Source organism: Pseudooceanicola sp. NS-SX8 (genome assembly GCF_057380755.1).
In genome coordinates this window covers 1,278,298-1,295,095 of the sequence record NZ_CM170819.1, presented here as the reverse complement: position 1 = coordinate 1,295,095, position 16,798 = coordinate 1,278,298, and the positions used below count along the sequence as shown (strand labels likewise).

Sequence of the window (16,798 nt, the reverse complement as noted above, 5' to 3'; positions counted from 1 at the left end):
CGTTGTACCGACGTGCCGATTTGGCCCCCAAGTCGCTGTTAACCCTGCATTCCGGCCCCTGATTCGCCGCACTGCAGTACCGACGTTCGAAACGGTGCGGTCAGGAATCCTTCATTGCCGCGATCCGGTCGTGGCAATGGCAGGTCACCAGGTGGTCGTTGACCAGCCCGCAGGCCTCCATGAAGGCATAGACGATCGTGGGCCCGACAAAGCGGAACCCCGCCTTGCGCAGATCCTTTGACACCCGCTCCGACAGGGGGGTGCTCGGCGGCACCTCCGCCTGGGTCGCGTAGCGCGGTTGCAACGCGCTGCCGTCGACGTATTTCCACAGGAATTGATCGAATCCCTCGCCCTCCTGGATCCTCAGCCAGGCCTGGGCATTGCCGATGGTCGCCTCGATCTTGCCCCGGTGGCGGATGATGCCCGGGTCGGCCAGCAGGCGCTGCACCTCCGCCTCGCCCCAACCGGCGATCACCTCCGGGTCGAACCCTTCGAAGGCGGCGCGGAAATTGTCTCGCTTTTTCAATATGGTGATCCAGGACAGCCCGGCCTGGAACCCGTCCAGCACCAGCTTCTCCCACAGCGCCCGCGCATCGCGCTCGGGCACGCCCCACTCCTCGTCGTGGTAGGCCAGGTAGATCTCGTCCGGCCCCGCCCAGGGGCAGCGATGCGCTTCGTTCGAATTCACGGTTTAACCCCTTCTTGACCCGGCTCGCGCACCCTGCGCTGCGGACAGGAGGCATGGACCGATGGCCAGAGGCAAGGCGCAATGGGCCGATATCCCCTCGGGGATGGAGGATCCGCTGAATTACGCGATCCGCGGGCGGGATGACGACATCCTCGCCACCGTGGCCCGTGCCCTGGATGCAGAAGAGGTCACCCTCGCCTTCCAGCCCGTCCTGCAGGCCAATTCCGACCGCACCGCCTTCCACGAGGGGCTGATCCGCATCTTCGATCCCGCAGGCCGCATCATCCCCGCCCGCGATTTCATCGGCGCCGTCGAAGCGACGGAGCTTGGCCGCATCATCGACTGCCTCGCCCTCGAAATGGGCCTGCGCACCCTGGCGGAACAGCCCTCGCTGCGCATCGCCATAAACATGTCAGCCAGATCAATCGGTTACCCCCGCTGGATCCGCACCCTGCAACGCGGCCTCCTGCAGGATGACACCATCGGAGAGCGCCTGATCCTCGAGATCACCGAACGCTCCGCCATGCTGGTGCCGGAGCTCGTCTCCTGCTTCATGCGCGACATGCAGACCCGGGGCGTTGCCTTCGCCCTGGACGATTTCGGCTCCGGCTACACCTCCTTCCGCTACCTGCGCGACTTCTACTTCGACATCCTCAAGATCGACGCGACCTTCACACGGGGCATTGCCGCCAATCCAGACAACCAGGTCCTGACCCGGGCCCTTCTGATCATTGCCCAGCAACTGGACATGTTCACCGTGGCAGAGGCGGTCGAAACCGCCGAAGATGCCGCCTGGCTTGCGGAAAACGGGATGGAGTACCTGCAGGGCTACTACTTCGGCGCGCCCACGATCCACCCACCCTGGGCCCCCGAAGCCCGCTGAGGCGCCGCACGGGCGGGAACACGCATACCGTGTCTCTCCGCCGCACGCTGCAATGTTGAGACGCTAGGTTAATTGCTCTATCCCTGCCTTAAGGGCCGCGCCGTCACGTGGCTCAACAGGTGGAGGACCTACATGACCAACGTCGTTATCGTATCCGCGGCCCGGACGCCCGTCGGATCCTTCCTCGGCTCTTTCGCGACCACTCCCGCCCATGATCTGGGCTCGGCCGTCCTGGCCGAGGTCGTCGCGCGTGCCGGCATCGACAAGTCCGAAGTTTCCGAAACGATCCTGGGCCAGGTCCTGACCGCCGGCCAGGGTCAGAACCCCGCCCGCCAGGCCCATATCAATGCCGGCCTGCCGATCGAATCGGCGGCCTGGAGCATCAACCAGGTCTGCGGTTCCGGCCTGCGCACCGTCGCGCTCGCAGCCCAGCACGTCATGCTCGGCGATGCCGCCATCGTCGCCGCCGGCGGCCAGGAGAACATGTCGCTCGCCCCTCACGTCGCGCACCTGCGCGCGGGCCACAAGATGGGCGATGTCTCCTACATCGACTCGATGATCAAGGATGGCCTCTGGGATGCCTTCAACGGCTACCACATGGGCCAGACCGCCGAAAACGTCGCCAACCAGTGGCAGATTTCCCGCGACCAGCAGGATGAATTCGCCGTCGCCTCCCAGAACAAGGCCGAAGCTGCTCAGGCCGCAGGCAAGTTCAATGATGAGATCGTCCCCTTCACCGTGAAGACCCGCAAGGGGGAAGTCGTGGTGGATCAGGACGAATACATCCGCCACGGCGCCACCATCGAGGCGATGCAGAAACTGCGCCCCGCCTTCACCAAGGACGGTTCGGTCACCGCGGGCAATGCTTCGGGCATCAATGACGGCGCCGCCGCCGTTCTGCTCATGACCGCCGAAGAGGCCGAAAAGCGCGGGCTGGAACCGCTGGCCCGCATTGCCTCCTACGCCACGGCCGGCCTGGACCCCTCGATCATGGGCACCGGCCCCATCCCTGCCTCCCGCAAGGCGCTGGAAAAGGCGGGCTGGGCTGCCGCCGACCTCGACCTGGTCGAAGCGAACGAAGCCTTCGCCGCCCAAGCCTGCGCGGTGAACAAGGACATGGGCTGGGACCCGGCGATCGTGAACGTGAACGGCGGCGCCATCGCCATCGGCCACCCGATCGGCGCCTCGGGCTGCCGGATCCTGAACACCCTGCTCTTCGAAATGAAGCGGCGGGAGGCGAAGAAGGGCCTCGCCACGCTCTGCATCGGTGGCGGCATGGGCGTGGCCATGTGCCTCGAACGTCCCTGATAATCGGCAGAAAGGCGCCCACCGGGCGCCTTTCATATTCCTGACATCCGGTTAGCCTCATATACGTGGAAACACGTAAACATACGCCTTCGCACGTTAAGATTCCGGTAAGAAATTTTATTGCGCAACGGCGTCATTATCCGTAACAGTCTTACCGACATATTTTTGAGTGGGAGGGAACCATGGCTCGTACAGCTCTTGTCACAGGCGGCACCCGCGGCATCGGCGCCGCAATTTCCAAGGCGCTGAAGGGGGCCGGATACGAGGTCGCAGCGACCTTTGCCGGCAACGAAGCGGCCGCCGCCGCCTTTACCGAGGAAACGGGCATTCACACCTACAAGTGGGATGTCGGCTCCTACGAGGAAAGCAAGGCGGGCATCGAACAGGTCGAAGCCGACCTGGGCCCGATCGACGTCGTCGTGGCCAATGCGGGCATCACCCGCGACGCGCCCTTCCACAAGATGACGCCGGACCAGTGGAACGACGTGATCAACACCAACCTGACGGGTGTCTTCAACACGATCCACCCGGTCTGGCCCGGCATGCGGGAACGCAAGTTCGGCCGCGTCGTGGTGATCTCCTCGATCAACGGCCAGAAGGGCCAGTTCGGCCAGGTCAACTATGCCGCCACCAAGGCCGGTGACCTGGGCATCGTGAAGTCCCTGGCCCAGGAAGGCGCGCGCTTCGGCATCACCGCCAATGCCATCTGCCCCGGCTACATCGCGACCGAAATGGTCATGGCCGTGCCGGAAAAGGTGCGGGAATCGATCATCGCGCAGATCCCCACCGGCCGCCTGGGCGAACCGGAAGAGATCGCGCGCTGCGTCCTCTTCCTGGCCGCCGATGACGCCACCTTCGTCAACGGCTCGACCATCACCGCCAACGGCGGGCAGTTCTTCGTCTGACTTTCGTCCCTGATTTCAAGGACCTTTCGCGGGCGTCGGGCCATCCCGGCGCCCGTTTTCCTCGGCATCGGGGACGGCACCACCGCCGCCCCAAGGCGGGGCACCCCCTGCCCAAGCTCCGAACGCACAGGCCCAAACGAAAGGGCGGCGGAACCGCAAAGCTCCGCCGCCCGATCCTTTGGGGGATTTGAGGATTGGCTGCTCCGCGCTCAGCGGCGGGGCAGACCTGCGTCAGACACCCTGGCTGCCGTTCAGTGGGTGGTGGCCAGTCGGTTGATCTCTTCCTTCAGGCGAAGCTTCTTCTTCTTCATCGCGGTAATCTCCTCGTCGGGGATACCGGGCGACCGTTGGGCTTGATCCACGGCCTCCGAGAGGTAGGCATGTTTCTTCTTCAGTTCGTCAACGTGGGAAGACAGGCTCATTATCGGAACTCCTCTCTGTGGTTGAGTAAGATCAGTGCACCACATTTTCATAATTCTGTCACGTGAGTCCTCGCAGGATCCTTCCCGAAGTCTTAAGCGAGCGTGAACATGCGCAAATCCGTCGAAAAAGGCGCATTTGGCCTGCACCTATTCGCCGATCCCGAAGGTTTCAGCCGAACGTGAGCGGCTCTGCCTCTCTCAGGACGCGACTCGCCTCTGCCGTGTAGTCACTGCGGTCGCTCTCGTGTCGGGCGCCCTCGTGCAGCAGGAAACCGGCATGCAGACGGAAGGCCGCGCGCCCTCCCTTGCGCCCGCGCAGCAGGAACAGCTGGCTTTCACGCCCCGCCCGCGGGACCAGCGGCTTCAGCTCCAGCGATCCCAGGCGTTCGGCAAAGGCCGTCATGAGGTCCGGCAGGCGCTCCACCCGGTGGATGAAGGTCACATGCCCCCCCGGCACGCAGCGCCGCGCCGCCGCATCGACCCAGGCCGCAAGCGGCGTCTCCTCCCCCATCGCGCCCTCGCGATCCTCGGCCACCGCCCGGGTAGAGGCATCGCGCCGGAAATAGGGCGGGTTGGCTATCACATGGTCGAACCGGCGCTGGCGCAGCGCGGCGGGCATGGCCGAAAGGTCACCCTCGAAGACCTCCATCTCCTGGGCGTTCTCGGCGGCATTGCGGCGTGCAAGCGCAGCATAGGGCGCCTGCCGCTCCAGCCCGGCAAGCCGCAGCCCCGGGATGCGACACCCGGCACAGAGCGCCGCCGTCCCCACGCCACACCCCAGGTCCAGCAGGCTTTCCCCGGGGCGGGCCACCACGCTGGCCGCCAGCAGCACCGGATCGACACCTGCACGATACCCCCTGGCCGGCTGCCGCAGCACCAGCCGCCCGCCGAGGAACTTGTCGGCGCTCAGCGCCGCCTCTTCCCACATGGATCAGCTTTCCCTCGGGATGCCGTTGTCGCGCAGCACCACCAGCGCGGCATCCAGATCGGCATCCCTCACCATCAACCGGCGCGGCAAAATTCCAATGGAGCCCTCCAGAACGCTCATGTTTACGTCCATTTCAAAGCAGTCTATATCCTCCCCCTGAAGCAGGGCCTGGGCAAAGGCCAGGCGGGTCGGATCAGTGCTGCGCATAAGTTCTCTCATGGCACCAAGCACTAGCGAACTGCCGGGACCAATGCCAGATCCTTGAAGGTCCGGTCCCCTCCCCGGGCCACGAATTACGGGAGAGCCGGGTTGGACCAAGCCGCCATGAAACCCAATGATGCCCTGGCCGCCGCCCTGGCGACCGAGCTTGACGACGTCAACGCCCTTATCCAGGAGCGGATGGCCTCCAAGCATGCGCCCCGCATTCCGGAGATCACGGCCCACCTGATCAACGCCGGTGGCAAGCGCCTGCGCCCGATGCTGGTGCTGGCCGCGGCCAAGCTCTGCGGCTACACCGGGCCCTTCCACATCCACCTGGCCACCACGGTGGAATTCATCCACACGGCCACGCTGCTCCATGACGATGTCGTCGATGAAAGCGAGCAGCGCCGGGGCCGTCCCACCGCCAACCTGCTCTGGAACAACCAGTCCTCGGTGCTGGTGGGCGATTACCTGTTCGCCCGCTCCTTCCAGATGATGGTGGAACCGGGCAACCTGCGCGTCCTCGACATCCTGTCGTCGGCCGCCGCCGTCATCACCGAAGGCGAGGTGCTGCAGCTCTCCGTGGCGCAGGACATCACCACGACCGAGGACACCTACCTGACGGTGATCCGAGGCAAGACCGCCGCGCTCTTCTCCGCCGCGACGCAATCGGGCGCCGTGCTGGCCGAGGCACCGGAAGAACATATCGAGGCGCTCTTCACCTATGGCGACGCGCTCGGCATCGCCTTCCAGATGGCCGACGACCTGCTGGATTACACCGGCGACAGCGGCCAGACCGGCAAGAACATCGGCGACGACTTCCGAGAGAAGAAGCTGACCCTGCCCGTCATCCGCGCCATTGCCGCCGCCGATGAAGAAGAAAGCGCCTTCTGGAGCCGCACCATCGGGCGCGGCAAGCAGGAAGAGGGCGACCTGGAACAGGCCCTGGCGCTCTTCGCGAAACACGGCACGCTGGAAAGCACCCGCCAGACCGCGCTGGACTGGTCCGCCAAGGCCCGCGACGCGCTGCAGGTGCTGCCCGAAAGCGAGCTGCGCACGATCCTTTCGGATCTGGCCTCCTACGTGGTTGCACGCCTGAACTGATCCGTCTCACCAAAGCGAAAAGGCCGCGCATCCGGAGGGATACGCGGCCTTTTTCTTTTCGGCTTCCGTTCTGCGGGCGGCTCAGTCGAAGATGCCCGCGACCCGGCCCAGCAACATGAAGGCGCGGGCGGTACGGGTATCGGCCAGGGCCTGGATATCGGTGTCGGAGGAGGTCTTTTCGAACTCCACGAACATCTTGTCGAACCGGCGCAGGAAGTGGTGCGCGGCATCGCGGAAAATCGGATCCTGTTTCATCCGGCCGGCCGCCAGCGCCAGGGAAGACCGGTCGCGGATCCCGCCAAGCGCCGCGATCTGCCGGCCCCGTTCCCCCGTGGCGAAGCGGCGCCAGATTTCCGACTTGGCCATGTCCGGGCGCAGGTCGTCCATGTAGATGCCATCCTGGCTCAGCAGGGTCAGCACATCCTGTGCCGCCTGGATCAACAGGGCCGTCTGCCGGTCCCGAAGGGCCTTTCGCAGCGCGGCAAAGCCCTCTTCATCCTCCGCCGTTTCGGGGAAGTTCAGCGCGCGGGTGAAATCCTCCATCGCCAGGGGCGTCACCGGCTGCTCCGACGGGGGATCCAGCGGCAGGGGCGCCTGCCCCTCGTCCTCGGGCTTCGGCGCCGGGGCGACCACGGCGGGCTTCGGCTCGGGCCCGGCCGAATGCTCCCGGATGGAAGAGAAGGTCAGCAGGGCGGTTTCGGTCTTGCGCTGCGCCATCGCGATCTCGTCCAGCTTGCGCGCGATGCTGGCATCGCCGCCCTTCTGGTTCTGGTTCACGTAGGCCTGCCGGATCGCGTCGATGGCGGTGCGCAGACGCTGGCTCTCCTCCCGCATCACCCGGGCAGAGCGCGCGGCCATGGCGGCGACCCAGATCATCGCGACGGGGGTGAAGATCGCGAAGACCGTCAGCACCTGCTGCAAGCCCTTCAGGCGCGCCTCGTCCACCGCGTCGGCGTCATAGATGTAGATGAAATAGACCGCGGCCCCCAGCAGCCACAGCAGGCTGATGATCACGGCGACCGCCTCTCCGGCGGACAGGCCGGGACCGCGGGTACTGTCATAGGCGCCGACAAGGGTCGGCTTGCTCTTCTGGCTTTCACTCATGCCCGAACTCGCAGGTGCTTGACGCTCCTGTCCTTTGTCCCCCGGACAGCCCTCGCGGTCCAGAACCAATCAACGCATCGGGCGCAGGATCGGCGGCGCGGCGCGGCGGCCGCCCACGGCACCCGCGCCGCGATCAGAAACTCAAACGTAGAGGATCTTCAGCACTTCGTAGGACTTTTCGCCACCCGGAGTGCGCACTTCGACCGAGTCGCCCTCTTCCTTGCCGATCAGGGCACGGGCGATCGGCGACTTGATGTTGAGCAGGCCCTTTTCGATGTTCGCTTCCTGCTCCCCGACGATCTGCCAGGTTTTCTCTTCGTCGGTGTCCTCGTCCACCAGGGTGACGGTGGCGCCGAACTTGATGGAACCGGAAAGGGTCTTCGGGTCGATCACCTCGGCCAGGCCGATCAGCCCTTCGAGTTCCTTGATGCGCCCCTCGACGAAGCTCTGCTTTTCCCGTGCGGAGTGGTACTCGGCATTTTCCGACAGGTCCCCGTGCTCACGCGCTTCGGCAATCGCCTTGATGATCTCAGGACGGTCGACGGACTTCAGCTGCTTCAGCTCGGCCTCCAGTTTCTGGAAGCCGCTGCGGGTCATCGGTATCTTTTCCATTCTGCCCTCCACGGCATGTAGAAAGGGGCCGCATGGGGCCCCTCTCCGTGATCTCTCCGGTTCAGCTACCTGACCCAATGCGGGGGTCATTTGCAAGTGGTTTGCACCACCCCCCCACGCAAGGGCTCACCCCCCGCAGACAGGGGGTCAGGCCTGGTGAGAGGCGACCTCCCATTCGATTCCGTCGTCGTCCAGAAAGTAGAACCGGCGCCCCGGGGCGTAGTCATGGTGGTTGATCGGTTCGAAACCCGCGGCCTTCACCCGGTCTTCCACCGCGCCGATCTCTTCCTCGGTGAAGACGGCCAGGTGGTTCAGCATACCCTGGGTGCGGTAGCGCGCCGGGCGCGGTGCATTCGGCTCCCCGAAGGTGAACAGCGCGACGTAGCTGTCCGGCCCGCCCACGTGCACGGTGCGGCCGGTCTGCATCCCCGACCCGCGCCAGCGCACCTGCCAGCCGAAGACATCGCAAAGCCACGCCGCGGTCGCATCCGGGTCGTTCACGGTGACATTGGCATGCTCAAGTCGGATCATTTCTCGCCTATCCTGGTTGATTTGGTCTTCCGCCAGTCTCCTGCCTAAAGTTAACTTGAGGGCAAGGAGAAAGAAATGAGCGATCACAAACGGATACGAAAACCTGACCGCCGGGACGGCCTGCCCATCGGCGCCATGGCCGAACGCACCGGCCTCGCGGTTTCCGCGATCCGGTACTACGAGGCGGAGGGGCTGATCACGCCCTGGCGGAACGCATCGGGCCAACGCCGCTACGAACGTGCCGACATCCGGCGCCTTTCCTTCATCCTGATTGCCCAAGGGTTGGGCGCCTCCATCGCGGAAATCCGCGGCCAACTGGCCACCCTGCCCAAGGGACGCACCCCGACCGCCACCGACTGGCGCCGCCTTTCGGAAAGCTACCGCGCCGACCTGGACGCGCGCATCGCGCAGCTCACACGGCTCAGGGACAACCTGGACAGCTGTATCGGCTGCGGTTGCCTCTCCCTGGAACGCTGCGCCCTCTACAACCCCGGTGACCGCGCCGGACGGCTCGGCCCCGGGCCGCGATACCTGATGGGTGACAGCGCCGCAGATGCTGCGGAAAAGCCCGACAACAACGACGATTTATGACGCATCGTTGCAATTGACCGTACACGCGGGAAACGGCTAACGATGCGAAAGAAAATTTCGAAGCCCAAAACAAGCCACGCCGACGGGGAAGCCAACATGTCCGAGACGCAACGCGAAACGATGGAATACGATGTGGTCATCGTCGGGGCCGGCCCCGCCGGTCTGTCCGCCGCCATTCGCCTCAAACAGCTCGATCCCGAGCTGGAGGTCGTCGTCCTCGAAAAGGGCTCCGAAGTGGGCGCCCACATCCTGTCCGGCGCCGTGCTGGACCCCTGCGGGCTGGACGCGCTGATCCCCGACTGGAAGGAAAAGGGTGCGCCCCTGAACACGCCCGTCACGGAAGACAACTTCTACATGCTGGGCGAGGCAGGCGAGATCCGCGTGCCCAACCTGCCGATGCCGCCGCTGATGAACAACCACGGCAACTACATCGTGTCGATGGGCAACGTCTGCCGCTGGATGGCCGAGCAGGCAGAGGAGCTGGGCGTCGAGATCTTCCCCGGCATGTCCTGCTCCGAACTGGTCTACGACGGTGACGTGGTGAAGGGTGTCGTCGCCGGCGAATTCGGCAAGAACCCCGACGGGACCGAGGGCCCGGGCTACGAACCCGGGATGGAGCTGCACGGCAAGTACGTCTTCATCTCCGAAGGCGTGCGCGGCTCCCTCGCGAAGGAGCTGATCAACAAGTACGAGCTGTCCAAGGGCCATGAGCCGCAGAAGTTCGGCATCGGCATGAAGGAAATCTGGGAAATCGACCCGGCGAAGCACAAGGAAGGCACCGTGACCCACACGATGGGCTGGCCCCTTGGCAAGAACGCCGGTGGCGGGTCCTTCATCTATCACCTGGAGAACAACCAGGTCTACGTGGGCTTCGTCGTCCACCTGAACTACAAGAACCCCTACCTGTTCCCCTACATGGAATTCCAGCGGTTCAAGCACCATCCGATGGTCAAGGAGCTGCTCGAAGGCGGCAAGCGCGTGGCCTATGGCGCCCGCGCCATCTCCGAAGGCGGCTACCAGTCGATGCCCAAGATGACCGTCCCGGGCGCGGCCCTGCTGGGCTGTTCCGTCGGCATGGTCAACGTGCCCCGCATCAAGGGCAACCACAACGCCATGCTGTCCGGCAAGGCCGCGGCGGAAGCCGCCTACGAGGCGCTGAAGGCCGGCCGCAGCTCGGATGAGCTGACCGCCTACGAAGACGAAGTGCGCGGCGGTGCCATCGGCAAGGACCTGAAGAAGGTCCGCAACGTGAAACCGCTCTGGTCCAAATACGGCCTCACCGCCTCCCTGGCTCTTGGCGGGCTGGACATGTGGACCAACACCTTCGGCTTCTCCCTGCTGGGCACGCTGAAGCACGGCAAGACCGATGCAGAGGCGACCGAACCGGCCGAAAAGCACCAGCCGATCGACTACCCCAAACCTGACGGCAAGATCAGCTTTGACCGGTTGACCAACGTCTCCTTCGCGGCGACCAACCACGAGGAAAGCCAGCCCTGCCACCTGAAGCTCGCGGATCCCGAGATCCCGCTGACGGTGAACCTGCCGAAATTCGCCGGCCCCTCGGCCCGCTACTGCCCGGCGGGGGTCTACGAATTCATCGGCGAAGGCGACGATCTGCGCTTCCAGGTGAACTTCCAGAACTGCGTCCACTGCAAGACCTGCGACATCAAGGATCCCTCGCAGAACATCAACTGGACCACGCCCCAGGGCGGCGACGGGCCGAATTATCCCAACATGTAAACTTGGCCGGAACTTTTTCGCGAGGCGGGGCGTTCATCGGACGCCCCGCATTGCTTTCGGGCCATGCGGCCCTTACGCTCGACCGGATCAAAGGACGAGGTTCCCCGGGATGAGCAGCCTGAAAATCTCCGCACATCTGTCCGTGCTGGCCCTAGCCACGGTGCTTCCGCTGGCCTCCAGCGCCGAACCGTCCGGCGCCTATCTGGCCGCCCGGCAGGCACGGCTGACCAGCGACTACGACGCCGCCGCACATTACTACCTGCGCGCGCTCGGCAACGACCCGCGCGAAGCGCGCCTGCTGGACGGGCTGGTGCTGTCGCAGGTCTCCGCCGGGTCCACCCCCGGCGCCGTCGGCGCGGCGCAGCGGCTCGAAGAGATGGGGGTCGACAGCCAGGTCGGTCATATGGTCCTGATCGCCGACGAGGTCATGAACCAGGACTACGATGCCGTCCTCTCCCGGATCGCGGATCAGCGCGGCGTGGGCCCGCTTGTCGATGGGCTGCTCTCCGCCTGGATGCTGCTGGGCAAGGGCGACATGGGCGCCGCGCTCGCCAAGTTCGACGCGGTCGGGCAGGAACCGGGCCTCGCCCGCTTCGCCCGCTACCACAAGGCGCTTGCCCTCTCCTACGTCGGGGACTTCGAAGGGGCCGAGGCGCTCTATACCAGCGACGGGGAACGCCCGATCCAGATGACCCGCCGCAGTGTCCTGGCCCGGGCAGAGGTGCTCAGCCAGCTCGATCACAACGACGCCGCGCTGTCGCTGCTCGACAGCGTGTTCGGCTCCGATCCGGGCAGCGAAGTGCAGCAGATGCGCGACCGCCTCACCGCCGGGGAAACCCTGCCCTACACCCATGTGACCTCCGTCCAGGATGGCGTGGCAGAGGTCTTCTATTCCATCGCCGCCGCGCTGGAGAAGGAAACGGCACAGGCCTACACCCTGCTCTATGCCCGTATCGCCACCACGCTGCGCCCCGACCATGTCGATGCGATCCTGCTGTCCGGCGAACTGCTCGAAGACCTCGATCGCCCGGAACTGGCCACCCAGGCCTATCGCGCCGTGCCCCGGGACAACCCCAATTTCTACCTGGCCGAACTCGGCCGGGCCACTGCCCTGCGCAAGTCGGGCCGCGAAGATGCCGCGCTCGAAGTGCTCGATCAGCTGGCCGCGACCTTCCCCGACGTGGCCAAGGTGCAGGCCTCCCGCGGGGATCAGTACCGCTGGCAGGGCAAGTACCTCGAAGCGGTGAGGGCCTATGACAAGGCGCTCGACCTCTACAATGGCGACGATCCGGCGAAATGGTTCGTCTTCTACGCTCGCGGCATGAGCCAGGAACGCCTGAACAACTGGGATGACGCCAAGGCCGATTTCCGCGCCGCGCTGAACCTCAACCCCGATCAGCCCAACCTGCTGAATTACCTCGGCTATTCCATGGTCGAAAAGCGCGAGAACCTGGATGAGGCCTTGGCCATGATCCAGAAGGCCGCCCAGATCGACCAAAGCTCCGGCTATATCGTCGACAGCCTGGGCTGGGCCTACTTCCAGCTTGGCCGCTACCCCGAAGCCGTGACAGAGATGGAACGCGCCGCGGAACTGATGCCGGTCGATCCCGTGGTCACCGATCACCTGGGCGACGCCTACTGGAAGGTCGGCCGCATCCGCGAGGCGCAGTTCCAGTGGACCCGCGCCCTCTCCTTCGAACCGGAGGAAAAGGACGCGGCCCGCATCCGGCGGAAGCTGCAGGCAGGGCTGGACGCCGTGCTCGCGGAAGAGCAGAAGAGCGTCGAACAGGTCGCCTCCGACGGCGGCTGAGCGCGGCCGAAGGAAATCCCGATGGACAGCAATGAAACGGCGGGGCCGACCCTTCTGGCCCCGGCAAAGGTGAACCTTGCGCTGCACGTCACCGGACGTCGCGATGACGGCTACCACCTGCTCGACTCCCTCGTGCTCTTTGCCGACAGGGGCGACCGGATCGGCGTCACCCCCTCGGATGACTATGCCCTCACCGTCAGTGGCCCCTGCGCCTCCGGCGTGCCTGCCGATGACAGCAACCTCTGCCTGAAGGCCGCGCGCCTGGCCGGGCGCCCCGTGGCGATCACCCTGGAAAAGCACCTGCCGAGCGAGGCCGGCATCGGCGGCGGCTCCTCCGACGCGGCAACCGTGCTGCGCGCGATGGCGGCCCTCGGGGTGGCGCTGCCAGAGGCCACCGAACGCCTGGGGGCCGACGTGCCCGTCTGCCTGACGGCCCGCGCGGCCCGGATGCAGGGGGTGGGCGAAGTGATCACCCCCGTGCCGGGCCTGCCCGCCCTGCCCGCCCTGCTGGTCAACCCGCGCCGCCCCGTCGCGACGCCCGCCGTTTTCAAGCGTCTGGAAAAGCGCGACAATCCCGACATGGGGCCCCTTCCCTCCGGCCTCGGCACCCCGGCCGATGTCGCCGGCTGGCTCTCCGGGCTTCGCAATGACCTCGAAGCACCGGCGCTCGCCGTGGAACCCGCAATCGGCGCCGTTCTGGGCGCCCTTGCCTCTTTGCCCGGCTGCCTTCTGGCCCGCATGTCCGGCTCCGGCGCCACCTGTTTCGCGCTCTTCCCCGATGCCGCGGCGGCGGCGGCGGCGGCACGCATGCTCTCCTCCGCGCAGCCCGACTGGTGGATCACCGACTGCCTGTTGCGCTGAAAAGCGCCAGTGAAACAAGGCCTCCGGCGTATCTCCGCCGAGGCAGCCATCCGCGTATTTGCGATCCGGCCCGCATCGCTTAATCGGAACTTAACCGAGTTCACACGGATAGTACCGATGCGTCACCTGGCCCGTATCGCCCTTGTTCTTCTCCTTCCGCTGGCCGCCTGCGCGGCCCCCGCCCCCGAAGAGCCCAACAGCCTGGCCTTCGTGGACAGCTCCCCGCTCCACCCCAACGAGACGCCGGAGCTGCGCGCCCTGATCGAGAAATATGCGGCCGAATACGATGTGCCCGTGACCCTGGTGCAAAAGGTCGTGGTCCGTGAAAGCACCCACCGGCCCGAGGCCCGCAATGGCCCCTATTACGGCCTGATGCAGATCCTGCCCGCCACCGCCCGTTCCATGGGCTTCTCCGGCAAGGCGCCCGACCTGCTGGATGCGGAAACCAACCTGAAATACGCGGTGAAGTACCTGCGCGGGGCCTGGCTCCTGTCCGATGGCGATCAGGACGCCGCGGTGATGTGGTACGCCCGTGGCTATTATCACGAGGCAAAGCGCCAGGACATGCTGATCGAAACCGGCCTGCGGACCGAGTGATCAGCCCCCTGCCAGCAGCGCTTCGACACCGGCCAGGTCTTCGGGATCGTTGATGTTGAGAAAGGGATCGCCGCCCGGCGCCGGGAAGGGTTCCAGTCGCGCGCCGCTTTGTGCCATGGCCCAGTCCATCATCCGGCGCTGACCGGCGCCGACCGCCGCCCTCAGATCATCGCGCAGCGCCACGGGCCAGAGCGCGCAGGTCGGATGCGCCCGAAGCCTGCCCGCGTCGTCCGGGCTTGCCGCCAGAACGGGCCCCGGGCCCGCCTCCGACGCCATCAGCAGCCGTGGCACCAGATCCCCCGGAAGCAGCGGCGTATCGACCGGCAGGGTAAAGACACGCTCGGCCCCCAGTCCCGCGGCCCAGTCCATCGCGGCGACGACACCGGCCAGGGGCCCCGGATTGCCCGACAGGCTGTCAGGCACCACCGGCAGGCCGAAATGCGCGAAGCGGCCGCGCTCGCCATTGGCATTCAGCGCCAGATGCGACAGCTGCGGCTCCACCCGGTCGATCACATGGGCCAGCAAGGGGCGTCCGGCCAGTGGCATCAGGGCCTTTTCCCCGCCCATCCGGCGCGACAGGCCGCCCGCCAGGATCATCCCCGGCAGGATCATCGCGCCCTCCGGTCGGGGCACCCGGAAGCTGCGGAATACTCTCTGGTCATTGGATCTCGCGTTGCCTCTTGCCCGGCATCACGCTAGCGATGCGTATCATGACATCCTACGCCGCCCCTCCTGCCGCTGCCACCCATCGGAAGACCTTTCTCAAAGGTGTCCGGGACGGCGCGCCCTTCCTGCTCGTCGTCGGTCCCTTCGCCATGCTCTTCGGTGTCGTCGCGACCGAAGCGGGCCTGAAGGTCTACGAGGCGCTGACCTTCTCCATCGCCGTCATCGCGGGCGCGGCGCAGTTTGCCTCGTTGCAGCTGCTCCGGGACGGTGCGCCGGTGATCGTCGCCCTGGTCTCCGCCCTGGCGGTGAACCTGCGCATGGCGATGTACTCCGCCTCTCTGACGCCCTATCTCGGCGGGGCGCCGCTCTGGCAGCGGGCGCTGGCGGCCTATTTCCTCGTGGATCAGAGCTATGCCTGCTGCGTCACCGCCTACGAGGAAAACCGCGACTGGAGCGTGCCGCAGCGCATGGCCTACTTCTTCGGGGTGATCCTGCCGATCTGCCCCTTCTGGTACATCATGACCGTGGTCGGTGCCCTGATCGGATCGACCATCCCGCCGGAACTGGCGCTGGATTTCGCCCTGCCGATCACCTTCGTCGCCATGGTCGCGCCCATGCTGCGCAGCGCGGCGCATCTGGCGGCCTGCGGCACGGCCATCGCCCTGTCGCTGATCTTCTCCGGGCTGCCCTACAACTTCGGCCTGCTGATCGCCGCCGTGGCCGGCATGATGGTCGGCGCCGAGGTGGAAAGGCGCACGGCTGCGCGGGGGGAAAACACATGACCGCGGAAACGCTGCCAACCGCCGGCCTGGACCGGCTCGACCTCTGGGTCGTCATCATCGGCCTCGGCGTCGGAAGCTTCCTTCTGCGCTTTGCCTTCCTCGGGCTGGTCGGGAACCGGCAAATGCCGGAATGGCTGCTGCGGCACCTGCGCTATACGCCCGTCGCGGTCCTGCCCGCGCTGGTCGCCCCGCTGATCGTCTGGCCCGGCGCCACCGGAGGAGAGACGGATCCCGCCCGCCTGACCGCGGCGCTGGTCACCCTGGCCCTGGGCATCTTCGTACGCCGCACCCTGCTCGCCATCATCGGCGGCCTGGGCACGCTCTACCTCATGCTCTGGCTGGTGGGCTGATCCGGCCCGAAGCGCGCGGCGGACCGATCCGCCACGCGAGCTTCGCGGCTCAGGCGCCTTCCTCTGCGCGCGGGCCTTCCTCTGCACGTGGGATCGTCGTCGTATCCACGCCCAGCACCGCCCCTTCGGGCAATCCGCCCTCGGGCATGTAATCCTCGTAGTAGGAGCTTGGCGTGACACCGGTCACCCGGGTGAAATCCTCTTCCAGCTCGGTCGGGAACCAGCGGGTGTGGATCCCTTCGAAGCCCGGTAGCTGCTGCAGCAGGTTCGAAGTGGACCGCGCGCAATAGGCCGCCGGGACCGCGCCACGCTGATAGGCCAGCGCCAGCGCCTTCTCCGCAACCTCCGCCGAAACGATGACCTCCTGCGTCTCCACGTGGTGCGTCGCCCGTGCGTGCATCGACCGGTATCCCTGCCAGAAGGCCGGGCTGATCCCCACGAGGACATCACCCTCGCGCCGGATCTGCGCATGGCGGAAGGATCCGGCCGGATCGAAGATCACCCGCTCGCTTGCGTTGATCATCAGGGCGGTGTGCGCCCCCTTGCCCGTGTCATTGGCGCGGATCGTGATCAGGGTCAGCGACGGCGGACCGCCGGCGGCATAGTGATCATTCTCCATATCCGGGGTCGGCTGGACGTAATCGGCATTCTTCGCGCCACAGCCCGCAAGCGCGACAAGCGCCGCGAGGACAAGGAACATGCGTGTCATTGGGTA

At 66.0% G+C, this 16,798-nt stretch carries 20 protein-coding genes; 11 read left to right on the top strand and 9 right to left on the bottom strand.

Annotated features, from left to right (window positions below; all coding sequences use genetic code 11):
- Positions 1–100: 100 nt before the first annotated feature.
- Positions 101–688, bottom strand: a complete 588-nt coding sequence (locus AC2IR1_RS05995; protein ID WP_486475374.1) for a DNA-3-methyladenine glycosylase I — start codon at positions 686–688, stop codon at positions 101–103.
- Positions 689–749: 61 nt separating this feature from the next.
- Here AC2IR1_RS05995 and AC2IR1_RS05990 point away from each other — a divergent pair, with 61 nt between their 5' ends.
- From AC2IR1_RS05990 to phbB, 3 genes are all read left to right on the top strand, one after another.
- On the top strand, positions 750–1,571 hold the full coding sequence (locus AC2IR1_RS05990; RefSeq protein ID WP_486475373.1) for an EAL domain-containing protein: 822 nt from the start codon (positions 750–752) through the stop codon (positions 1,569–1,571).
- Between the two features lie 132 nt (positions 1,572–1,703).
- Positions 1,704–2,879 (top strand): acetyl-CoA C-acetyltransferase, encoded by a 1,176-nt coding sequence (locus AC2IR1_RS05985; protein WP_486475372.1) that lies wholly within the window; start codon positions 1,704–1,706, stop codon positions 2,877–2,879.
- 182 nt (positions 2,880–3,061) lie between these two features.
- Positions 3,062–3,784 carry an acetoacetyl-CoA reductase gene (phbB, locus tag AC2IR1_RS05980; RefSeq protein ID WP_486475371.1) on the top strand — a complete coding sequence of 241 codons (723 nt, stop codon included), beginning with the start codon at positions 3,062–3,064 and terminating at the stop codon, positions 3,782–3,784.
- 251 nt (positions 3,785–4,035) lie between these two features.
- On the opposite strand, the gene AC2IR1_RS05975 is transcribed toward phbB, so the two are convergent.
- From AC2IR1_RS05975 to AC2IR1_RS05965, 3 genes are all read right to left on the bottom strand, one after another.
- A complete protein-coding gene (locus AC2IR1_RS05975) occupies positions 4,036–4,206 on the bottom strand; it encodes a DUF465 domain-containing protein (protein ID WP_486475370.1) in 171 nt (56 codons plus the stop codon).
- A gap of 169 nt (positions 4,207–4,375) precedes the next feature.
- Positions 4,376–5,134, bottom strand: coding sequence for a tRNA1(Val) (adenine(37)-N6)-methyltransferase (locus tag AC2IR1_RS05970; RefSeq protein WP_486475369.1), 759 nt, complete (start codon positions 5,132–5,134; stop codon positions 4,376–4,378).
- A 3-nt stretch (positions 5,135–5,137) separates the two neighbouring features.
- On the bottom strand, positions 5,138–5,353 hold the full coding sequence (locus AC2IR1_RS05965; protein WP_486475368.1) for a putative signal transducing protein: 216 nt from the start codon (positions 5,351–5,353) through the stop codon (positions 5,138–5,140).
- A gap of 105 nt (positions 5,354–5,458) precedes the next feature.
- On the opposite strand from AC2IR1_RS05965, the gene AC2IR1_RS05960 reads away from it, so the two are divergent.
- Positions 5,459–6,439: a polyprenyl synthetase family protein gene (locus tag AC2IR1_RS05960; protein WP_486475367.1), complete on the top strand. Its 981-nt coding sequence runs from the start codon at positions 5,459–5,461 to the stop codon at positions 6,437–6,439.
- A gap of 81 nt (positions 6,440–6,520) precedes the next feature.
- On the opposite strand, the gene AC2IR1_RS05955 is transcribed toward AC2IR1_RS05960, so the two are convergent.
- From AC2IR1_RS05955 to AC2IR1_RS05945, 3 genes are all read right to left on the bottom strand, one after another.
- Positions 6,521–7,543 (bottom strand): hypothetical protein, encoded by a 1,023-nt coding sequence (locus tag AC2IR1_RS05955; protein ID WP_486475366.1) that lies wholly within the window; start codon positions 7,541–7,543, stop codon positions 6,521–6,523.
- A 141-nt stretch (positions 7,544–7,684) separates the two neighbouring features.
- Entirely contained in the window at positions 7,685–8,155 is a 471-nt protein-coding gene (gene greA, locus AC2IR1_RS05950; RefSeq protein WP_486475365.1) for a transcription elongation factor GreA, read from the bottom strand.
- 147 nt (positions 8,156–8,302) lie between these two features.
- Positions 8,303–8,686 carry a VOC family protein gene (locus tag AC2IR1_RS05945; RefSeq protein WP_486475364.1) on the bottom strand — a complete coding sequence of 128 codons (384 nt, stop codon included), beginning with the start codon at positions 8,684–8,686 and terminating at the stop codon, positions 8,303–8,305.
- 75 nt (positions 8,687–8,761) lie between these two features.
- Here AC2IR1_RS05945 and soxR point away from each other — a divergent pair, with 75 nt between their 5' ends.
- From soxR to AC2IR1_RS05920, 5 genes are all read left to right on the top strand, one after another.
- Positions 8,762–9,277, top strand: a complete 516-nt coding sequence (gene soxR / locus AC2IR1_RS05940) for a redox-sensitive transcriptional activator SoxR (RefSeq protein WP_486475363.1) — start codon at positions 8,762–8,764, stop codon at positions 9,275–9,277.
- Positions 9,278–9,373: 96 nt separating this feature from the next.
- Positions 9,374–11,017 carry an electron transfer flavoprotein-ubiquinone oxidoreductase gene (locus AC2IR1_RS05935; RefSeq protein ID WP_486475362.1) on the top strand — a complete coding sequence of 548 codons (1,644 nt, stop codon included), beginning with the start codon at positions 9,374–9,376 and terminating at the stop codon, positions 11,015–11,017.
- Positions 11,018–11,126: 109 nt separating this feature from the next.
- Positions 11,127–12,827, top strand: coding sequence for a tetratricopeptide repeat protein (locus tag AC2IR1_RS05930; protein WP_486475361.1), 1,701 nt, complete (start codon positions 11,127–11,129; stop codon positions 12,825–12,827).
- A 21-nt stretch (positions 12,828–12,848) separates the two neighbouring features.
- Entirely contained in the window at positions 12,849–13,688 is an 840-nt protein-coding gene (locus tag AC2IR1_RS05925; protein WP_486475360.1) for a 4-(cytidine 5'-diphospho)-2-C-methyl-D-erythritol kinase, read from the top strand.
- A gap of 117 nt (positions 13,689–13,805) precedes the next feature.
- Positions 13,806–14,285: a transglycosylase SLT domain-containing protein gene (locus AC2IR1_RS05920; protein ID WP_486475359.1), complete on the top strand. Its 480-nt coding sequence runs from the start codon at positions 13,806–13,808 to the stop codon at positions 14,283–14,285.
- On the opposite strand, the gene mobA is transcribed toward AC2IR1_RS05920, so the two are convergent.
- Positions 14,286–14,897 carry a molybdenum cofactor guanylyltransferase MobA gene (gene mobA, locus AC2IR1_RS05915; protein ID WP_486475358.1) on the bottom strand — a complete coding sequence of 204 codons (612 nt, stop codon included), beginning with the start codon at positions 14,895–14,897 and terminating at the stop codon, positions 14,286–14,288. It lies immediately after the preceding gene.
- A 98-nt stretch (positions 14,898–14,995) separates the two neighbouring features.
- Between mobA and AC2IR1_RS05910 the strand changes: the two genes are divergently transcribed.
- Together AC2IR1_RS05910 and AC2IR1_RS05905 are read left to right on the top strand one after the other, a co-directional pair.
- A complete protein-coding gene (locus AC2IR1_RS05910; RefSeq protein WP_486475357.1) occupies positions 14,996–15,733 on the top strand; it encodes an AzlC family ABC transporter permease in 738 nt (245 codons plus the stop codon).
- A complete protein-coding gene (locus AC2IR1_RS05905) occupies positions 15,730–16,083 on the top strand; it encodes an AzlD domain-containing protein (protein WP_486475356.1) in 354 nt (117 codons plus the stop codon). The genes AC2IR1_RS05910 and AC2IR1_RS05905 overlap by 4 nt, the downstream gene beginning before the upstream one ends.
- A 49-nt stretch (positions 16,084–16,132) precedes the next feature.
- Here AC2IR1_RS05905 and AC2IR1_RS05900 read toward each other — a convergent pair whose 3' ends face one another.
- Positions 16,133–16,792: a hypothetical protein gene (locus AC2IR1_RS05900; RefSeq protein ID WP_486475355.1), complete on the bottom strand. Its 660-nt coding sequence runs from the start codon at positions 16,790–16,792 to the stop codon at positions 16,133–16,135.
- Positions 16,793–16,798: the final 6 nt, after the last annotated feature.